Origin of the sequence: Corynebacterium sp. (assembly GCF_030530965.1) — a bacterium.
Classification (GTDB): domain Bacteria; phylum Actinomycetota; class Actinomycetes; order Mycobacteriales; family Mycobacteriaceae; genus Corynebacterium.
The window spans coordinates 17,691-35,193 of the sequence record NZ_JAUMTY010000012.1; the positions used below are offsets into that span (position 1 = coordinate 17,691).

18 protein-coding genes, 1 tRNA gene and 1 pseudogene are annotated in these 17,503 nt (G+C 56.4%); 9 read left to right on the plus strand and 11 right to left on the minus strand.

The features are described 5' to 3' along the window. The first annotated feature begins 12 nt into the window (after positions 1-12). From Q3981_RS03905 to Q3981_RS03925, 5 genes are all read left to right on the plus strand, one after another. Positions 13-1,737, plus strand: a complete 1,725-nt coding sequence (locus tag Q3981_RS03905; RefSeq protein WP_303124169.1) for a monovalent cation/H+ antiporter subunit D family protein — start codon at positions 13-15, stop codon at positions 1,735-1,737. Continuing rightward, the gene (locus tag Q3981_RS03910; RefSeq protein ID WP_303124114.1) at positions 1,734-2,366 is read left to right on the plus strand and encodes a Na+/H+ antiporter subunit E; all 633 of its coding nucleotides are present in this window, start codon (positions 1,734-1,736) and stop codon (positions 2,364-2,366) included. The genes Q3981_RS03905 and Q3981_RS03910 overlap by 4 nt, the downstream gene beginning before the upstream one ends. A gap of 2 nt (positions 2,367-2,368) precedes the next feature. Further along, entirely contained in the window at positions 2,369-2,626 is a 258-nt protein-coding gene (locus tag Q3981_RS03915) for a cation:proton antiporter (protein ID WP_296138957.1), read from the plus strand. After that, a complete protein-coding gene (locus Q3981_RS03920; RefSeq protein WP_204582615.1) occupies positions 2,623-3,024 on the plus strand; it encodes a monovalent cation/H(+) antiporter subunit G in 402 nt (133 codons plus the stop codon). Before Q3981_RS03915 ends, Q3981_RS03920 begins: the two co-directional genes overlap by 4 nt. A 245-nt stretch (positions 3,025-3,269) precedes the next feature. After that, positions 3,270-3,848, plus strand: coding sequence for a hypothetical protein (locus tag Q3981_RS03925; RefSeq protein WP_303124120.1), 579 nt, complete (start codon positions 3,270-3,272; stop codon positions 3,846-3,848). Between the two features lie 352 nt (positions 3,849-4,200). Here Q3981_RS03925 and Q3981_RS03930 read toward each other — a convergent pair whose 3' ends face one another. Next, on the minus strand, positions 4,201-4,527 hold the full coding sequence (locus Q3981_RS03930) for a hypothetical protein (RefSeq protein ID WP_303124122.1): 327 nt from the start codon (positions 4,525-4,527) through the stop codon (positions 4,201-4,203). Positions 4,528-5,073: 546 nt separating this feature from the next. Between Q3981_RS03930 and Q3981_RS03935 the strand changes: the two genes are divergently transcribed. Then, on the plus strand, positions 5,074-5,496 hold the full coding sequence (locus Q3981_RS03935; protein ID WP_303124124.1) for a hypothetical protein: 423 nt from the start codon (positions 5,074-5,076) through the stop codon (positions 5,494-5,496). A gap of 143 nt (positions 5,497-5,639) precedes the next feature. On the opposite strand, the pseudogene Q3981_RS03940 reads toward Q3981_RS03935, so the two are convergent. The 4 genes and pseudogenes from Q3981_RS03940 to Q3981_RS03955 form a co-directional block, all read right to left on the minus strand. Next, positions 5,640-5,965, minus strand: a pseudogene (locus tag Q3981_RS03940) (type II toxin-antitoxin system HicB family antitoxin). 301 nt (positions 5,966-6,266) lie between these two features. Then, positions 6,267-6,443, minus strand: a complete 177-nt coding sequence (locus Q3981_RS03945; RefSeq protein WP_303124126.1) for a hypothetical protein — start codon at positions 6,441-6,443, stop codon at positions 6,267-6,269. A 168-nt stretch (positions 6,444-6,611) separates the two neighbouring features. Continuing rightward, positions 6,612-6,761, minus strand: a complete 150-nt coding sequence (locus tag Q3981_RS03950) for a hypothetical protein (RefSeq protein ID WP_180962461.1) — start codon at positions 6,759-6,761, stop codon at positions 6,612-6,614. Between the two features lie 666 nt (positions 6,762-7,427). Further along, complete coding sequence (locus Q3981_RS03955) at positions 7,428-8,090, minus strand: Abi family protein (protein WP_303124133.1); 663 nt, start codon at positions 8,088-8,090, stop codon at positions 7,428-7,430. A 459-nt stretch (positions 8,091-8,549) separates the two neighbouring features. Here Q3981_RS03955 and Q3981_RS03960 point away from each other — a divergent pair, with 459 nt between their 5' ends. Together Q3981_RS03960 and Q3981_RS03965 are read left to right on the plus strand one after the other, a co-directional pair. After that, the gene (locus tag Q3981_RS03960; protein WP_303124135.1) at positions 8,550-8,708 is read left to right on the plus strand and encodes a hypothetical protein; all 159 of its coding nucleotides are present in this window, start codon (positions 8,550-8,552) and stop codon (positions 8,706-8,708) included. A 288-nt stretch (positions 8,709-8,996) separates the two neighbouring features. Continuing rightward, positions 8,997-9,425 (plus strand): hypothetical protein, encoded by a 429-nt coding sequence (locus Q3981_RS03965; protein ID WP_303124138.1) that lies wholly within the window; start codon positions 8,997-8,999, stop codon positions 9,423-9,425. Between the two features lie 703 nt (positions 9,426-10,128). Here Q3981_RS03965 and Q3981_RS03970 read toward each other — a convergent pair. From Q3981_RS03970 to Q3981_RS03990, 5 genes are all read right to left on the minus strand, one after another. Beyond that, on the minus strand, positions 10,129-11,082 hold the full coding sequence (locus tag Q3981_RS03970) for an Abi family protein (RefSeq protein ID WP_303124140.1): 954 nt from the start codon (positions 11,080-11,082) through the stop codon (positions 10,129-10,131). A gap of 132 nt (positions 11,083-11,214) precedes the next feature. After that, positions 11,215-11,300: transfer RNA gene (locus Q3981_RS03975), tRNA-Ser, on the minus strand. 185 nt (positions 11,301-11,485) lie between these two features. Continuing rightward, positions 11,486-12,448 carry a hypothetical protein gene (locus Q3981_RS03980; RefSeq protein ID WP_303124142.1) on the minus strand — a complete coding sequence of 321 codons (963 nt, stop codon included), beginning with the start codon at positions 12,446-12,448 and terminating at the stop codon, positions 11,486-11,488. Continuing rightward, positions 12,445-13,596 carry a hypothetical protein gene (locus Q3981_RS03985; RefSeq protein WP_303124144.1) on the minus strand — a complete coding sequence of 384 codons (1,152 nt, stop codon included), beginning with the start codon at positions 13,594-13,596 and terminating at the stop codon, positions 12,445-12,447. The genes Q3981_RS03980 and Q3981_RS03985 overlap by 4 nt, the downstream gene beginning before the upstream one ends. A gap of 178 nt (positions 13,597-13,774) precedes the next feature. Continuing rightward, a complete protein-coding gene (locus Q3981_RS03990; protein ID WP_303124146.1) occupies positions 13,775-14,911 on the minus strand; it encodes a hypothetical protein in 1,137 nt (378 codons plus the stop codon). Positions 14,912-15,041: 130 nt separating this feature from the next. On the opposite strand from Q3981_RS03990, the gene Q3981_RS03995 reads away from it, so the two are divergent. Beyond that, positions 15,042-16,070, plus strand: coding sequence for an NAD(P)H-quinone oxidoreductase (locus Q3981_RS03995; protein ID WP_303124148.1), 1,029 nt, complete (start codon positions 15,042-15,044; stop codon positions 16,068-16,070). A 16-nt stretch (positions 16,071-16,086) separates the two neighbouring features. Here the strand turns inward: Q3981_RS03995 and Q3981_RS04000 are convergent, their stop codons facing one another. Next, entirely contained in the window at positions 16,087-17,391 is a 1,305-nt protein-coding gene (locus tag Q3981_RS04000; protein ID WP_303124150.1) for an aminotransferase class V-fold PLP-dependent enzyme, read from the minus strand. Positions 17,392-17,503: the final 112 nt, after the last annotated feature.

Consider the following 17,503-nt stretch of genomic DNA (forward strand, 5'->3'; position numbering starts at 1 on the left):
GCAACGTCAACTATCGCGGCGCTGCTGCCGCTTTTCCTTGCCGGGCCTCTGGCGGCCGCGGCTCTTGCCGCCATGTCGCCGTGGAAAATAGCACGCATCGCTTTGGCTTTCGTGGTGCCGGTCGTCGGTTTTTCTGCGGGCCTGAGCCTCATGATCTACCACTGGAATCACCCCGCGATCGCCGAGAATGTGGGCGGTTACGCTGCGGGTATTGCGATTCCGTTCGCGTCGGATTCGTTCTCGTCGCTCATGATCACGATGACCTCGATTGTGTGCCTGGTCTCCGTGTGGTTTGCGACGGCTGTCGGAGAGATGAACGCGCGCTTCTACCCCGCCCTGGTGTGCATGCTGATGGGTGGCGTGTATGGCGCGATGAGCACGGCGGATCTGTTCAACCTGTTCGTGTGCATTGAGGTCATGCTTCTGCCGTCGTACGCGCTGCTTGCGATGACGGGTACGTTGCAGCGTCTCCGTTCTGGCCGCTTGTTTGTGCTGGTGAACTTGATTACATCGGCTGTGCTGGTCATCGGTGTCACGCTCACCTACGCGACAGCGGGGACATCGAACCTGCCGGCACTGGCCAGTGCGGCCCGGGGCAACGGGCCAGTGGTGGTCACCGGTGGTCTGATTCTTCTGGCGCTGGCTATTAAAGCTGGTCTGTTCCCTGTTCACACGTGGTTGCCGCGCACTTATCCGAACACGTCGCCGGCTGTCATGGCTTTGTTCTCTGGTCTGCACACCAAGGTGGCGTTCTACGCGATCTTCCGCATTTATGCCGTCATGTTTGGCCTGGATGACCGCTGGTCATGGCTCATTCTTGTGATTTGTGTGGCGGCCATGCTTGTTGGTTCCTGGGCCGGACTGGGTGAGCGGACGATGCGTTCGGTTCTGGCCTACCAGATGGTCAACGGTATGCCATTTATGCTCGTTGGCCTGGCATTTGTGGGCCATGATCCCCGACGGATGCTGGCGGCGGGCGTGTTCTACGCGGTTCACCACATGACAGTGATTGCGTCGCTAGCCCTCTCCATCGGCTCGATTGAGGAAACGTACGGAACCGGCCGTTTGCAGCGCCTGTCCGGCTTGATGCGTCGTGACCCGTTGGTTGCGGCCGTGTTCGTCGCCGGCGCGTTGTCGATCGTCGGGTTGCCGCCGTTCTCCGGCGTGATCGGTAAATTGGGTGTTGTGATGGCTGTGGCCAGCGACTACTCGGTGAAATCGTGGATCGTGTTGGCGGCCATCGTCATCGCCGGCATGGGCGCGCTGCTCTCTATGCTCCGGCTGTGGCGCGAGGTGTTCTGGGGCAAACCCATGAATCCGCAGTACGTTGACCGTCAACTGGCTGTTCCGGTGCGGTTCATTTTGCCGTCCGCGGTGATGGCCCTCATGTCAGCCGGGCTGCTGGTGGGCGCTGGACCCGCCATTTCGGCGACGAACCACGCGGCGGATTCGCTGCTCAACGTCAAGGCCTACCAGAGCGCTGTTCTTGGCGACGACGCGGTGGGTGTTGCGAACACCGGTGGCGCTGGTCTGACTGGCGATTCCCATGATCCGGCCGAGGTTCCCGAGGACAAGATTGTTCACCACGACGACGAGGACGATCACGCTGACAACGACCACGACACTGACCACAACGCGGCGGGTGCTGGCCACGCCACTGAGGGCGGCCACCACGCCGATTCACATCAGCGTCAAGCGTCGGCAATGATTGCAGGGACCACAGGAGGGCAAGAATGAAAACAGTTCGTCTAACTCTGCATGCCCTACGGTACGGTGCGTGGCTCATTGAGCAGGTGTTACTGGCAACGTGGTCCATCATCGTGGATGCCAACAAGCGCCGGTCAGAGATCGATCCGATCATTGTGGCGTACCCGTTGCGTGTGCAAACGGACCGCGAGGTCGGCCTCTTTACGACGTCGATCACCATGACGCCGGGGACGTTATCGTTGGGGCTCCTTGAGGTGGGCGATGCCCTGCCTCAGGACGTGTCCGATTATCCCGGGCCGCATGAGCCGATGCCGGCTGAAGATGCTCCCGACGGCCGGATCCTTCTGGTTCATGCTGCGTTTGGTAGCGATCCGGAGTCCATCATGCAGGAGCTCGCAGAGATGGAACAGCGGCTTGCCCCCCAGGTGTGCCAGCGCACGCACCCGCGGTGCGCTAATGGTTACACCAGTAAGTTGTATTACTCGGATGATGCACCCAATGGCGGTCCCGGGCCGAAGTCCTTCACTAAGCCCGGCGGGCCGAGCATTCCCCCTGGTTATGCCGGTGGGGATACGGATGCTACCGGGTTCTCTGTTGAGTCCATTCTTCCGGAGTCCGCCAAAGCCTCGCGTCGGAACGCTTCACAGGAGGAGAGCTAACTATGACATTCGTCTTAATTCTTGTGAGCGCGGTCATCATTGCCTCCTTATTAGCGGCATTATTGCTGATGGCACGGTGTGATGACTTGTCCCGCACAGTGTTGTCCGACGTTATTTTCTTCGGCGCGGTCGGACTGTTCCTGGTGTACTCGCTGGGGAACCGAACAACCATCACCTACGAGGTCGCCGTCTTCGCCGGGGTGCTGAGCGTCCTGAGCTCGGTTGCCAACTCGCGCATCATGGTGGGAGGCCAACGATGATCGTCAACATCATTATTTCTGTACTGATCGTGATCGCCGCCATCGCCTTCATCGACGAGGTCATCGAAATGTGGCGGGCGCCCGACGCCCTCACTCGCGTCAACCTCACCGGCCCCATCACAGGCGTCGGAGTCCCCCTGCTCATCATTGCGAACATGATTCGTTCTATTGCCGACGGCGACGAATGGTACGTCGTGCTGGTGAAGTCCGTGATCGCAATCGTCGCGTGCCTGATGGTCGCGTCGGTGGGATCGTTCGTGATGGGCCGTTCCGTCCACGCTGAACAAATCCGTCGCGGGCAGAGCGCCACGATGGGCAAAGGAGCAGGCTACACGGGCAAAGCCACAACAACGACGGGAACCCCCCTGGACGGCAAAGCCGGTGGAGACAAAGACTAAGCGGAGAGTTAAACATTAAGCAGGGCTACACCTAGGCGCCTAAGCGTCGAGGGTGGCTCTGTTTCTTTTTGATAACATCCCCCAACAAAGGGGGGATATTTCGCCCTTAAAAGTTTCGATTATATTTCGGTTACTGAAGCATCTCAGAACCATTGCTACCGTTGGCCACGGACACGGAAACCACTTTCTACCCAGGTGGTCAGCCCTCGAGGGCACCACTACCGACTTCAGAGAAAGGACTATCCATGCCAGCCAACGTCACGTCCGATTCCATCGATCGCGACAACACAATCCGCAACTCCCGATCACACGTCGGGCGTATTGCCGCCGGAGCCGCCGCCATTGTGGCCGGTGCCGGCCTCATGGGTGCAACCGCCGCTCAGGCTGAAGAAGCACCTGCACCAGCCCCCGCTCCAGCGCCCGCTCCGGAAGATGCCGCCCAGGCTGTTCACCACGTCGTCTTCAACACCCCCGAAGTCGACTGCCAGGTCACCGAGAACCCTGATTCCGTCGCATGTGGAAGCAGCACGGCTGGGGCACAGAGCCAGAACTCACAGCAAGCCGGCGACGGAGCTGTCTGCGGACCTGATCTCAATGTCGATCGCCCTGTCTTCGAGACCAAAGAGGGCGACCCCAACTCCGTGAAGCTCACATGCACGCACCAGGGGTTTGCGGGAGACACCACCGTACTTGACGGGACCAGCCCGCAAACCGTCGGCCGCTACACCTTCTCCTTTGAGACGGATGGCACCATCCACATCACTGCCGACGGCGGTAACAAAGTTGTCGACATCACCCCCGCCGGAACTTTCGACGCTGCTTAAATAAAGCGCCAACTGTATAAGTAAGGGCCCACTGTGGTTGGTGCGCGTTTACCGTAGCAACCACAGCGGATCGATTCCTCCGGTGCTATGTCTCTGGGTCGAGACGGCCGGATTCAATTAGTAAACGATGATCGATACGACGAAGTCCCCGCCACCAGGGCGGGGATTGATGGTCTGTGGTTACCAGACGGGCCTTAGGGAATTGATGAAGCGTCGCCACAGTGGGGCGGGTTGGTATTCATCGGTCGCCTTCTCCGGGGGCGTTAGACCAGCAGAGATGTAGGACTGTCGCGGTGGTGTTTCTCCGAGACTCTCAGAGTGGCGAATCGCCTTACGGTGGGTATCAGTCCAATCAGTCATTGTCTTCACCATCCTTTCCTTTCATGCTATCGCTTGCAGCACAATCATGGGGTGACTGATAAAACTTGTCTATCAGCTCTCGTTCGGTTTGACCCGCTAAGGAACTGTCGTAGAGGTCGCCCAGCTCGATATCCGCTGCTTTCCTTGTTTCATTTGTTGCTGTTTCATTGTTTGCGTTTTCTACTGCCCAGGTGAAACGTTTCCACCACTCGGCCCGGTTATCACTAATCCATTTTTGCCATAGTGTAAGAAATACGGCCACAAGGCCGCCAGCGGCGATGAATAGTTGCACGAGCCGAAGCCACGCTTCTGTATCCATACTGTTTACCCCCTATCTACTCGGTGAGTGTCATCGACAAGAGGTATTGACGCGTTTTTACCGCGATGGTTCCCCAGTGTGGCCGTAGTCACTGTGCGACCATCGACGCTCGGCGATGGGAGAAGAAGGTCGGTGGATACCGCGCTAGCGTGGACGTCACCGTTTTCCTGGTGACTAGTTATCGCCCATCGATCGATCTAAAGACCTCTCGGACATATTCGGACGATATGCCTGCAACTACCCATTGCGTTAAGGAGAATAATGAAGTCACAAATTATAACTCTCGCGTTAATTATCGTATGTGCATCAACTGCTACACTTTCTCTACTCCTCGTCCCTTCGGAATTCAAGGAACCAAGCGTCGATAAAATAATTTATATTTTGCTGCTCTTCTCAGCTTCAATTGCCAGCGGTATTAGCGCTAATAAAGTAGCTCACGATTCACGGTAAGACTTATTTGTGTGACCGATGTAGTAGTTTCCGCGGACATAGCTCTCAGCATGTGTGAAGCACTGATGCTTGTCATTGGATAGGGAGATCATTTTTATGGGAGAAGGTTCAGAGAAGATTGCCGAGTTGGAACAGAGGATCGAATACCTATCTACCCAAGTCGAACGCCTCATCGACCTGCACAACCCTTTCCCATCGCCGATGACGACGTTCCGAAAAGCAGCCATGCTAAATGCCCTCACTTTCGAACAAGAGGCGCTAGTTATCAAGCTCTTAGAAGCGGTAACTGCTTTCAACAAAGGTGAAAAGGTTGATATCAACCAGGGCTTGCTGCCATTTCCTGACGAAACCGTAGCGCTATTTAACGACTACGCAGACAAGGGAACAATCGACGTCAAGCAAGTAAAGAACATGATAAAAACGTTCATTCCAGGTGGCGATGCTTCCGCCCACAACCTGATTGAGGCATGGGAAGCGGTTCAGAATAAAAGTCGACGCAACAACGGCGAACACCAGTGATCGGCTGGGTAACCATGACGTCAACCGTGCCCGTAAGAACCACGGTCATAATTTGCCTTGGGCTGCACTGATGGGTTTTTACCCTATCTTCTCCTCTTTCCGAGGCTCCGTCTTAAACCCACGATGTCGACGTCATAAAACGTTCAGGCTGATGCGAGCTTGATGTTGATGAGCGTATTTAGTGAAACACCCTGTGTTTGAGCCTCAATAGCAAGCTGACGATGTAAAAAGGGTGGAATACGCACGTTGAACTTGCCTGAGTACCGCCGCCCACCGAGAGGCTCAGGAGCCTTTTCCCCGGACGACTCCATGTCGGAAACAGCTTCAGTGACAAGGTTAAATAGTCCAGCTTGAGCCTTCTGCAGATCAGTGTCGAGCCAAGATAACGAAAAAACTCAGCAACAGTGGCCACATACTCTTGGTCACTCCCAGACCACGACACTTGATAGGTGTACTTGCTGATATCCATCTTGGCTACTCCTGTTCCTCGACGCTTGGACCATTGGTGGAAGCCAGTTTGTCAATCACACACAGAACTTAGCTTTTCTCTTGGGGTATTTGAACGGTCACGCATGGATCACCAGCCACGGTGTTTTCCCAAACGCACCTCATACAGCGGTACCGTATATGGTACTGGAACGGAACTAAGAGTCACATAAACAGGGAAAACACACATGGACGCGCGGATTTTTCTCCAGAACCCAAAACTTTGGACATGAGACACGCCCCATACTAAATGGGTTAGAACGTTCGCTGATTATGGGCCCCTGTCATAAAGCTCGAAAAGTAATGCTATTTTCCCTCGGTCTTTTCTCTGCCGCTTTGGAAAAAGGCTTTAAATCCTTTTTTTTAAGCTCAGGATTCTCACGCATTCTTATCCTGAGACCGAGAATCCTCCCGATAACAGCTCCTAATAAAACAATTATGGAAATGACATATAAAGGCATGGTCCGCTCCTTAATCTCTCGTGAATTTTGATCACTACAGGCTTACTGCTCACTCTCGCGAGACCGCTTCCCCAAAGGCGTGCAGAAGGGCCCCACATCGCTCCGGCATCTCAACCCTTTACTGCGCGGGGAGCTCTCTGTAAATAAGCTCGGATCGTAGGACGATTGTCACTCGGACTGGCCGTCGTCCTTCTGGAACAATATTTTTAGACCTTTTCCTTGAAGCTCGGGGTTGTCTCTCATTCGTTTGATGAGACCAAGGGCGTACCCGATACTTCCTCCTGCTAAGACCACGATGAAGACGACGAATAGTGGCATGTTCCGCTCCTTAATCTCTCGTGAGGACTTTAATGGGAGTGGCTTGCTACCCACGTCTAAAAGAATTTTTTTCGAAGGCAGCCAATTCCGCTATGACCAAGTGAACGACAGCGAGAGATAAAACGTCCTCCCAAAAACAGCTCATGTACGGCATCAACCGCGAGGATTACATTGGAACAGCCGTTTCTTTCGATGCATTGAGGAACGCAAGCATGAGGCAGTCGTACTCCATGATGCCCTCCCACTCGTCGGAAGCGCCGGACTGAACGTCAGCTTGGAGCCACTGTGCAATCTATCGAAGTCGTAAGCACTCGGACACCGCCCAGCTTAAGGGTAGGTTTACTTAGCTGGCATTACTTAGATGGGATTTGTCACCTATACAGGGGTAATTTGGGGAGCTAATTTGTCTGATATCGGACTATTTTCCGCAGAGTAGCGCTTTTAGAGTGGCGCCCCGAGTTCTTCGACTCTGGAAAAGGCTAAATACTTATCACCGCTGAGAGAGTGAGTCCTACGAAGGATGGCTACACGCTGATCGAACATAGCCTATGTCGACGCTCATTTTTAACAGCCACAACGGAAATCTGAGAGGGCCCCGACGTTCTACCTGCCCCGGTGTAACCGAGGACAGTCTTCGTTTGGAAGCCCCTGTAGGTCCTAAATATTCTATGGGCGCGAAAGCCGGATGTCAGCGACACGGGAGTGCTGTGTGATCCACTGACACGCTACGGGATCAATCCAGTTAGATACGTTCTTGATCGCGATCTCGTAGCGATCAAGGTCCGCCGATTCCTCTTCTTGGTGTTGCTTCACGAGAGGTTCGTGGTGTGCACACCGATTTCGCAGGCGATAGACCTCATCAATCTCCGTCTTAAAGTCTTCCAGCGAAGGGCTGACTCTAGGACGACTGTCGTTGTCCGAGGGGAGGAGCGTGGTAACCAGTTTCGCCTGGATGAGTGGCCAAAGCCTTGATTGGTACCGGGTTCCGAAAAGAAAGACCCAGAAGTCAAGACTAAGCTCAGCGATCACTTGCCCGGGTAGTGGTGCGCTCCGCTGTTTATTGCTTATGCGTTTCTTTGCCTTCCAGACTGCACGCCGTGCTGGCGTAGATAGGTTGATATCTTCATGGTCGTACCACTGAGCTCCGTATCTAGGACTGACTGCGGTATCAATCCTGTTGCGCAGAAGCACCTCGACATGGGCGATGTCCTCTAAGAAGGTTTTGCTGAGCTGAGTGTTCCAGACATAGAACGCTTCGGGATCACGGTGGTGAGCATATGTGCGCATACGTGGGCAAGAAAACCATTGCTCAAGATTGTTGTAGGTCACGCATTTCATTGTGCTACAATTCCGTACGAAAGCCCCGGAGCGATCCCTGAACCTGAAACACGGTCACATCGCCGGGGTTATTGTTTTTCTATATAACCATGTAGGGATTGGGGGATAAGTAGCAAAAGGCGGTGCGGACGGAATCCTGGAGGATTTGATCCCGTGACTAACCGCAAATACACCCCGGCCGAGAAAAGGCGGCCTTCAAGAAGCTCGACCAGTCCCAGTCAGTCACCAAAAATATGCGGGCGCTGCGCTATCCACGCCGTCAACCATCGCACCGGTTACCGGCCCTAATTCGACCATTCAAGATTAAGAGGCCCGTCGCCACATGTTGCGATTAGTCCTGCCTCGAATGGGGATGAGATTGAAGTATTCCCGATAGGCTGGTGACAGCTTCCACTGCATGAAGGCTCGAGCAAAGATCAAAAGGATAGTGAAGGAAGGCGAGGACTACCCATGACCCAGGAGACTGACCGAGAGAAACGCGCCCGCGATCTTTCCGCGTGGGCAGAATCCGATGCCGCAATCGAGGCCCTGGAAAACAGCACCACACCTCGTGATACTGCCGAGGGAGAGTTCGCCCTTTCGGCTTTTCATCAGGCCGACCTCGGCTAGACAGAAGTCAACACAAAATGGGGCGCTCCCTACGCCGTTAGGTACGCCTCCCTGACGAACTGAGCACTGCCCTTGGCGCCTACGCTGCCAGGCACGATGTCAACCCCGGCGGGGTTATGCGGCAGGCGCTTTCTCAATTCTTGAACAATAGGACCGCTACCTAGGTGCACTGACCGGGTATATTGGGTGGCCCACGGGCTATCTCGCTTGCTGGCTATTTAAGGCATTGCGACGCCCAATCAAGATATAAAACTTCTGGAGAGTTCATTACAGGCGGTGATCCGATTCATGTTGGGCGAAACTCTTCTTTTTACAACTTACTTCCTCGCTCGAGAGTCTGACCTTGAACAATTCCATAAACAGTATTTAAAAAGGATAGATAAGGCACGAGAGATCACAGAGATACTCTATGTAACTGACGAAATTACACATGGAGGAGATGCATTAACTCGCGAAGTCCTCATGCAAGATTTCCGTAGGGACATGCGAGACTTTGGCACTTACCCATTTGATGAATCTGAATGGGGTTTATATAGCCTTTCATGTGTGGCTAAAGACGTTGACGAGCCCGCCAGCGAAGGAGCTAACATATCCAGGCTATGGTACGACTTGGCTTTGGGCGAAGAAACAGTCCCTAGGGAATTTACCAGTCAAGTAGAAGCCGTTAACGTGTCGAGTGATGGCAGAGGACTCCCACTGGGATCTATTAGTGGCTGATCATCCACTCACCATCGCCAGGCAACGCAGTTTTGGCGGGGCAAGTTATTGGATGAGTCGTCCGTTCTTCTATGTGTAATTGCACGATCTCACCGGTGAGTTTTCTTTGTCTTGCTCTCTGAAATTCAACCCGGCATGAGAGTGAGAGGCTCCCAATAATTTCTTCCGTCGCCTATTTTTTCTTAGAAGACTTTATCGAGAAAGCGGATGTAGCGCCTATTAAGGCTCCAGTTGCTGCCCATAGGAGGCAAGTCTTAAGAGTGAAGTCGATATCCTCTGTGCCACCCTCTGTCGCTCTATAGGTCAGCGTGATGTTGAATTCAGCGCGCAGCCAGCAGAGGATCACACCGACGAGGGCAAATGCCACAAGACCCGCTACTAAAACGTCACCGTCTTTGACTGTTTCGAGTCACGAGAGTCTCTACGCCTCTTCCTATCCACTGCGAGATTGAAGACAATCGCGACGACGGCTCCGACTGTAACCCCTAGGAGGAGTACTCGGCTCCTATAGCTTTCCTCTATGTCAGCAGCGTTAACAACAATATAGGCGGCCGCCAAGCTTCCAAGGATCAGAAGGACTTGAATTGCGTACTGAACCTTGGGAGACATTGTTTTGGGACTCCTGTCGCGGTCTGATTTACTCGGACTCTTCTTCAGTTTACTATCCGAACAGTTTTAACTCACTGACTAAGCTCATAAAGCGTCAAGCACTGGCGCTCCATAAATCTAATTCTTTCCAGTCTTGCGGAAATCCCATCGAGTCAATATCAATGTGTTCATTAGTCGGGAATTGGTCTACCAGCGCTGTCAATTGCTGGGGCCACGTCGTGCCCGGGTCAACCTCGTCAAGCAGGTACGCCATGATGGCAATCACGTTATAGAGGCCAAATCCTCCCTTCGAGGAACCAGGCTCTCGAAGATGCTCCAGTTTCGCAATGGCACCTGCTTTGGGACGTTTCGGAGCATGAACTAATTTTCGATTGAATAAACGCGCGTGATGAGTAGAGAGGTTACGAACGTCGTTAATACTGGCAAGCCAACTCCGAAAAAGCGCCTTCGTCGGCACGCTATAGCCCTGGGCTACCTCCGTGGCGATCTCTCGTTTCAGGCCGCTATAAAGCACCGCTAATTGACCTAAATCAAGCAGCTCAGTCAGTGCCCAAATGGGGAGGTACCCTCCATGGGCATCATCGAAATGCTGGACAAAGAGCTCGTGCGAACGTTCCTGAGCCTCTCCAGCTTTAGCCAGCCAAGCACCGTATTTATAACTGCTTATGAAACTCTCGTCGAAAAGAAAACTTTGGAAATGAGCAAACGGCGACCTTTTGCCTAAAGCATATCCAAGGCGCGCTCCCACCGAGGTCTCGATCTGTTCGACCGCATCCAGCATCAGCAAACGCAAGCGGCGATCATAATCAACCAAAGCAAGAACCTGATCCAGGGTGGTGCCCGGCTTATACGAATTTAGCAATCCACCACTGTCACCAGCGCTTGCGTCTCTCTGCCTAAAAGGGTGCAAGTAGCTGGACAAACGGTAGTAACCGATCCGACGAACCTGCTCTTCGGCTCGGGATATGTCATTGACGACGAGGCCACGGTCGGATAATTCCTGAACTTGCCCTTCGAGATTGAGCCCAGGTTTGTAATAACACGCCATCACGATTCTCCCAGTAACGAAAATCAGCCCGAGCCACCAGTGTGGCGAGCGGGCTGATCATGATGACGCCAGGATAACACAAAACATCCCCAGCGCCGAGGCCGGCATCAGCCCGCACGCTGGGGATTACTGCGGAGGTAGAGGGATTTGAACCCCCGGTCCGTGTTAGGGACGCTCGCTTTCAAGGCGAGTGCATTCGGCCGCTCTGCCATACCTCCAAGCGATTATGTATGTGCTGTACATCAGCTCTTCCATCCTCGGCAACCGTCGATCAACGACAAAAACGTCGCAAAACGGCACGACATGGCGGAGCGCTCTCAGCACAACGTGACCATGCTAGCCCATCCACACCGGCAACACCAAGCTCGGGAAAGGCCCCTTCCCGGCGCGATATGTAGAGAAGTTACTTGCCACACTGAGCGGGTGTGAACTCTTTCTGGTGCGCTTTCACCACAGCAGCAAGGTCATTCAACGCAGATTGCCCCGTCTCATACGTTCCATCCGAGGGGTGAGCCGCTAAGGCGACGGCTATTCGGCCCGTCGGACCGTCGAAAAACCCGATCTGCCTGACGAGATAGGCACCATCTTCGTCTGGCCCCCATCCACCTTTGAAGTGGGCGCCGGGGATTGTGCCCAGGCCCCAGCGCTGGTCGGGGTTAATCTGTCCCATTTGGTCGATGACATATTCCGCGCCCGGCACGCAGGGAAGGTTCGCCGCAAACAGGGCAGAGTCCTCCACGGGCCACTGGGTTTGGCCAAAGCCCGAATAGTGGGGGCGAATCGCGTCGATCTGCACCTTGATATTGGGGTTGCCGCCGTCAGCTAAAACCTGGTGGACCGCTTGCCCGGAGGCTTCTCCGCCGCCCAAGGATCGCCATAAAGCGTCGGCGGCGTCGTTGTCGGAAGAACGAATAGCGTCCCGAACGTTCGCCTGGATGTCGTCGGAATTGTTATTGCGGAGGGCAGCAATAGCCAGCGGCACCTTGATGGACGACCACGCAGGATACGGATCGACGTGCCCGAAACGCCGGACCTGCTTTCCATCGGAGACGGCCAACTCCGCCATTCCCCCGTATTTCTTAATGACCTGGTCAACGGCTTCTTGCATGGGTGCGTCGGCTTTACCCGATAGCTCCGGGGTGCCTGCCTCCGTATTTTCGATGGATGGGTGCGGGCCGGGCACGCTGGGCGGCAACGTATCGGCATTCTCCGGCACCGATGATGGTGTGGAATCGGCTCGATCCGGGTTGCCGATGGTGCAGGATGACAGCATCACTGCCGACGCGACCAGTCCGGCGACGCACATGCGAAACCGGCGACGACGGTGCGCGCGTGGAGTATCCGTTCCAGGTAAGTTGCCCATCATTGAATGTAAACCCTTTCGTCGTCCGGACCCTCACAGGTGACAAAGCCACCGTTATCGCGGCAGTTCATGGCGATATTCCGCCCACTGACTGGGCTTTTTACGTCCACCGTCATGTTTGTGTTCAGCGTTTTGACGTATTGCTGGGCGAAAACCCTCCGCGTGGCCACCGCAAACGCTGCGGGCGTGCTATCGGACCCGGTGTACGCCAGGTTAAACTGCCCGGCCTCGTCGTCCTGGATGGCGGCCGCGTTGGCGGGGATAGCGTCATCGGGAAGCGGTGCTGTTGTCGGCCGATTCTTAATAGTGGACAGCCGGACCTCCTGATCGCCCTTCGGTTCGCCATCGCCCTGTTGGTGTGTGGAACCGCCTTGTTTGTTCCCATCGCCGCCGCCGGTTTCGTCGCCGTTCTGGTCATTCGCGGTATTCGACGCTGTGTGGTGGCTATTCGAGGCCCCGGGGGTCCCTAAAACACCTGATTGCCATGCGGCGAACGTTCCGCCGAATAACGCGCAGGCAACAACACCCACGCCGATGGAGGCTGCAGCAACTGAGTGCCGACGCCGTTTCGACGGGCCCACGGGGACGGACGATTTGGCTGGTCTCGAGCCAGAAGGCCGACGTGAGACGTGGGAATCGGAGGTGTCGGGTATCTTCGGTGCCGAGGGTTTTGGCGGGCAGGGTTTTGGCGGGGCGGGTTTTGCCGGTGTCTCCGATTTCGCCGGACTGGGTGGTGTTGGTGCCCGTTTGTCCGAGCGGGCCCGTTCCGGAATGTAGCGCTGCGGTGCCCCTGATTCCTCAGGAGACAGTGTGCGGGGAGTGTGCGGAGCGGACTTGTCCTGCGCCTTATGCCTGCCGCGAGCGTCCGCATCTTTTTTGCCACGCGTTGTGGTGGCGGACGACGTGCCGGGGGACGTACTGGGAGCCTCAGCGCCCTGCTTGCCGCGGGCCAGAAGTTCCGCAACGGTGACCTGCCTGCCACCACGTGACGCGCTCTGATGCGAGGAATACCGTCGGCTATTTTTCTTTGATTCGCCCTGGTCAGCGTCGTTCTGTGACGCGGAATCCGCGTGCTCGATGTGGTTGGTGAACCACCGTTGGCTAGATTCGTCACGAGCAGAACGTGCGTGCTTGTTCGCATGTCTGCCCATGAGTCACCTGTGCCCTACGCGGTCGTCACCTTTCCCGAAAGCTTTATTATGCGCAATCTATAGCAATTTATACAATGCGGACGCGCATTAGCATTCCAAACAAGCCTATACCCAGGGGAAGCGCGGACTCTCAGCGCGTGCTGTCGTCGGCATCTCCACCATCGATCCTGATGATGTTTTAAGAGATAATGACGATCGCATTCTTGCCGCCGTCACACCGCACATACTGGCCATTATCAACACAATTCATGTCAAAGGTGCGGCCAAGATCTGGGCTATACACATCCTTTAGCGAGGCATTTAGCTCGCCCGTCGAAAGATAATTCCGTACGAATGCATCCCGAACGTTCCTTGCAAAAGGCAACGTTGTGACCCCACCCATCACATACACATTGTTTAGATTCCCGGCTGGTTCACCGTTTGCTGCCGAATTATTTGCGGGAGAGACCCCCGACGGCAAGTTGGGGTACTGAGGGCGTCCCGACGAAACATCTCCTCCGTTACTCGCGTCTCGGTCCGTGTCTCCACCCGACGTTTGACCGTCGTTACTATTGCTGTCGTTCTGACCCGCGGTGGTGTCTTGTCCCTGATCGCCGGGATTCTGAGCATTGCCATTGTTCTGCCCCGCATCGCGCGATTGGGAAGAACTGGCCTCATTATTCGATGTATCGAACCAACCCTGTTCCCGTCCAAAGAAGAACAGACCCACCACGGCCACGAGCGCGACCACCGCAGTGATAAGCGTTAAAACTTTTCCGAGCGGGAACCCCGATGTCCCCGAACCTGCCCCCACCGACGCGGAACCGGCGCGAGATCCATACGCAGCACTACCGGGGTACTGCTGCTGCCCGTATTGCTGCTGGCCATATTGCTGACCCTGGGAATATTGCTGTCCGTACTGCTGGCCTTGCCCATATTGCGTCGAATACTGATTCGGCTGCTGGTACTGACCCTGTTGCGACGCGCCATATCCCTGCGCGTAGCCCTGTCCATATCCTTGGGCACCATTCTGGGACTGCCCATACGTCTGCCCATATTGCCCCTGCTGAGCAGCGGATGCCCCCGGAGGAGATGGCTGAAACTCCGTCGTCTCGGTCACGTCATAGTTCGCATCCTTGGCGGCTGCGCTACCGCTACCCGACTGTTGGGAGTTGCCATTTGGTTCGTAGCCGTATTTCGGCGGGACGCCTCCGTTGGAGCGCTCCCCCGCATCACCCCACGCGTCTCCACCCCCATCTGACGAGTGCGAATACCCGAAACCGTCCGAATCAGACGTCGACTTATCGTTATTCCAGTTATCCGAGGAGCGAGGCATGGGGCTTTCCTTCTGTTCATCGCTGTACCGGTTGCCGGAAGCAACACAGCGAGCTCTTAGCACGACTTACCTATAGCGTATCGAAATATACGCCTGCGCACGACGAACCCACGCCTCTACACTCGACGTCATGAAGGCAATTATTCAACAAGACACCACTGACCCCACCTCATTGGAGTGGACCGACACCGACGACCCCACCCCCGGACCGGGAGAAGCGCTCGTCCGAATCCACGCCGCCGGCGTCAACCGTGGCGATGTCCTCCAAGCCGCCGGACATTACCCACCGCCGCCCGGCGCGTCGGACATCATCGGGCTCGAAGCCGCGGGAACGATCGAAGCATTCGGTCCTCCGCTGGCGTCGTCACAAGCTTCAGGCTCGACGCCGGGAAGCGAAGGCGACACACAACCTGCCAAGCAGTGGAACGTCGGCGATGAATGTGGAATGCTCCTCGCTGGCGGGGGATATGCGGAACGTGTTGCCGTGCCCATTACCCAGCTCTTTCCCGTACCGCGCGGATGGTCGCTCACCGACACGGCGGGGGTGATTGAGGTTGCCGCGACGGTGTGGTCGAACTTGGGGATGGTCGCTGGCATGCAGAAAGGCCAGACCGTGCTGATCCACGGCGGGTCGGGCGGCATCGGCACCTTCGCCATTCAGCTGGCTCACGCGATGGGGCTGACCGTCGCCACCACCGCGGGCAACGCCGACAACCTGGAGCTTTGTCGTTCGCTGGGCGCGGATATCCTCATCAATTACAGGGACGACGACTTCGTCGCGGTGATGAAAGAGCACGGTGGTGCCGACATCATCCTGGATATCATGGGCGCGAAATACCTGGATAGCAACGTGAAAGCGTTGGGTGAGAAAGGCCACCTTGTCATCATCGGCATGCAGGGCGGCGTCAAGGGCGAGCTGAATATCGGGCGGCTGCTATCCAAGAGAGGGTCGATCACGGCGACGAATGTGCGCGGCCGCTCCCTCGACGACAAAGCCGCCGTCGTGGCGGACACGATCAAACACGTCTGGCCTCTGTTGGAGGATGGAACCGTATCCGCGCAGGTGACGAAAACACTTCCTATTGCCGACGCGGCCGAGGCCCATCGGCTGCTGAAGTCCCGTGAGGTCACCGGGAAAATCGTGCTGACCGTGGAATAGGCCCGGCCAGCCCCGATCAGCGGAGAACCGAGACCGATCTCAACAGATGGTCGACGTCGTGGGCGGTGTTGTACGGCGCTAACCCCACGGTCAGCGCCCCGCCGGACTCCGTGACCCCCATAGCGTCGAAGAGCGAATCACTCTCCGCCACGCCCACGATCACTCCGTTGTCGGCCAGGCGCGCCTGGGCTGCCTCCGCCGACATCCCGGGGATGATGAAACTGATGCGTGGCACGCGTTCAACGTGCGAGGACTCGTCGTCGAAACCGATGACATAGACGCCCAAGTCCTTCAATCCGTAAAGCAAATGCGCTGCGAGAGCCGCGAGATAGGTATCGATCTTCGGCATGGTGGACTGCAGCCGTCGGCGTCGGGTACCCGTCGCGGAATCGTCGAGACCCGCCCAATGATCAACGAGCGCCGCCACGGAACCACACAGTGCCGCCTGCGGGGGATCCCACTCCACCACACCGGCACCGGCATGACGACCACGCACCTGACCAGCCGAAACGCCAAGCGCAGACGAGGAGACGGACGAGGCAGAACTCCATCCCCGACGCCGGGGCGGACGCAGACGGTCAAACATCGCCTCATCGCGGAACACCAACGCGCCGAGCTCAGGCCCGCCCAGCGGAGCCAAATCCAGCGCCACCACGTCGGCACCCCACGACTGAATCTCCACATGACGGTAGGGCAGCACATCGGTGGCGTCGACAATGGTCCAAGCTCGCGGCGAAATGCGGTGCACCGAGCTAGAAATAGCCTCCACATCCGTCACCGCACCCACCAACGCATGGGCCGCGGGCAAGGCCACAATCGCCGTCGACGGCGACACCAGCGACGTAAACTGCCAGGCAGGAAGCGCACCGGAGGCGAGATCGGCCTCCGCCCACTTCACCGTCGCCCCATACAAATGAGCGGAGCGCACCCACGGGTCGATCGCGGAATCCGCATTGCTGCGGGCCAGCACGACTTCGGTGCCGATCCCGACGCGGTGGCTCAGGCAGTCCGCCAAGTTGCGGAGCAGCGCCGCACGGGACGGACCCAGCACCACCTGGTTCGCCCGGGCACCGACCAGGTCGGCAACAGCCCGGCGCGCCGAGGCCACATAGGAATCGCCGATCGGCGCCCCCGACTTCTGACTTTGAGAATGGCTGCCCGACGTTGCCTCAACGGCCGTGCGCAAGTGGGCGTTCCTGAACGAATACGTCGCCGCTGTGTTCACTCGCTCCGGAATCTGCGCCTGTTCCTGCGCGTTTAAGTACACCCAGCCCTCGCCTAACCAAACATAGAGTCCACGCGCGTGGGCGACGTCGAACATGGCACACCTTTCCTTAGACGAACTGGGGACACGGTTCATGCAGGCCTCTACCGCTATTCGCTTGTCATTGCGACGCGTCATGATCACTGACCCACCGCACACAATAACGGTT

Bases quoted from the DNA above. Each gene is read 5' to 3' on its own strand.
- Q3981_RS03965 (WP_303124138.1), top strand. From the start codon at position 8,997: ATGTTGGGCGAAACTCTTCTTTTTACAACTTACTTCCTCGCTCGAGAG.
- Q3981_RS03910 (WP_303124114.1), top strand. From the start codon at position 1,734: ATGAAAACAGTTCGTCTAACTCTGCATGCCCTACGGTACGGTGCGTGG.
- Q3981_RS03985 (WP_303124144.1), bottom strand. From the start codon at position 13,596: ATGGGCAGACATGCGAACAAGCACGCACGTTCTGCTCGTGACGAATCT.
- Q3981_RS03980 (WP_303124142.1), bottom strand. From the start codon at position 12,448: ATGATGGGCAACTTACCTGGAACGGATACTCCACGCGCGCACCGTCGT.
- Q3981_RS03960 (WP_303124135.1), top strand. From the start codon at position 8,550: ATGACCCAGGAGACTGACCGAGAGAAACGCGCCCGCGATCTTTCCGCG.
- Q3981_RS03970 (WP_303124140.1), bottom strand. From the start codon at position 11,082: ATGGCGTGTTATTACAAACCTGGGCTCAATCTCGAAGGGCAAGTTCAG.
- Q3981_RS04000 (WP_303124150.1), bottom strand. From the start codon at position 17,391: ATGTTCGACGTCGCCCACGCGCGTGGACTCTATGTTTGGTTAGGCGAG.
- Q3981_RS03990 (WP_303124146.1), bottom strand. From the start codon at position 14,911: ATGCCTCGCTCCTCGGATAACTGGAATAACGATAAGTCGACGTCTGAT.
- Q3981_RS03950 (WP_180962461.1), bottom strand. From the start codon at position 6,761: ATGCCACTATTCGTCGTCTTCATCGTGGTCTTAGCAGGAGGAAGTATC.
- Q3981_RS03930 (WP_303124122.1), bottom strand. From the start codon at position 4,527: ATGGATACAGAAGCGTGGCTTCGGCTCGTGCAACTATTCATCGCCGCT.
- Q3981_RS03915 (WP_296138957.1), top strand. From the start codon at position 2,369: ATGACATTCGTCTTAATTCTTGTGAGCGCGGTCATCATTGCCTCCTTA.
- Q3981_RS03935 (WP_303124124.1), top strand. From the start codon at position 5,074: ATGGGAGAAGGTTCAGAGAAGATTGCCGAGTTGGAACAGAGGATCGAA.
- Q3981_RS03945 (WP_303124126.1), bottom strand. From the start codon at position 6,443: ATGCCTTTATATGTCATTTCCATAATTGTTTTATTAGGAGCTGTTATC.
- Q3981_RS03920 (WP_204582615.1), top strand. From the start codon at position 2,623: ATGATCGTCAACATCATTATTTCTGTACTGATCGTGATCGCCGCCATC.
- Q3981_RS03925 (WP_303124120.1), top strand. From the start codon at position 3,270: ATGCCAGCCAACGTCACGTCCGATTCCATCGATCGCGACAACACAATC.
- Q3981_RS03995 (WP_303124148.1), top strand. From the start codon at position 15,042: ATGAAGGCAATTATTCAACAAGACACCACTGACCCCACCTCATTGGAG.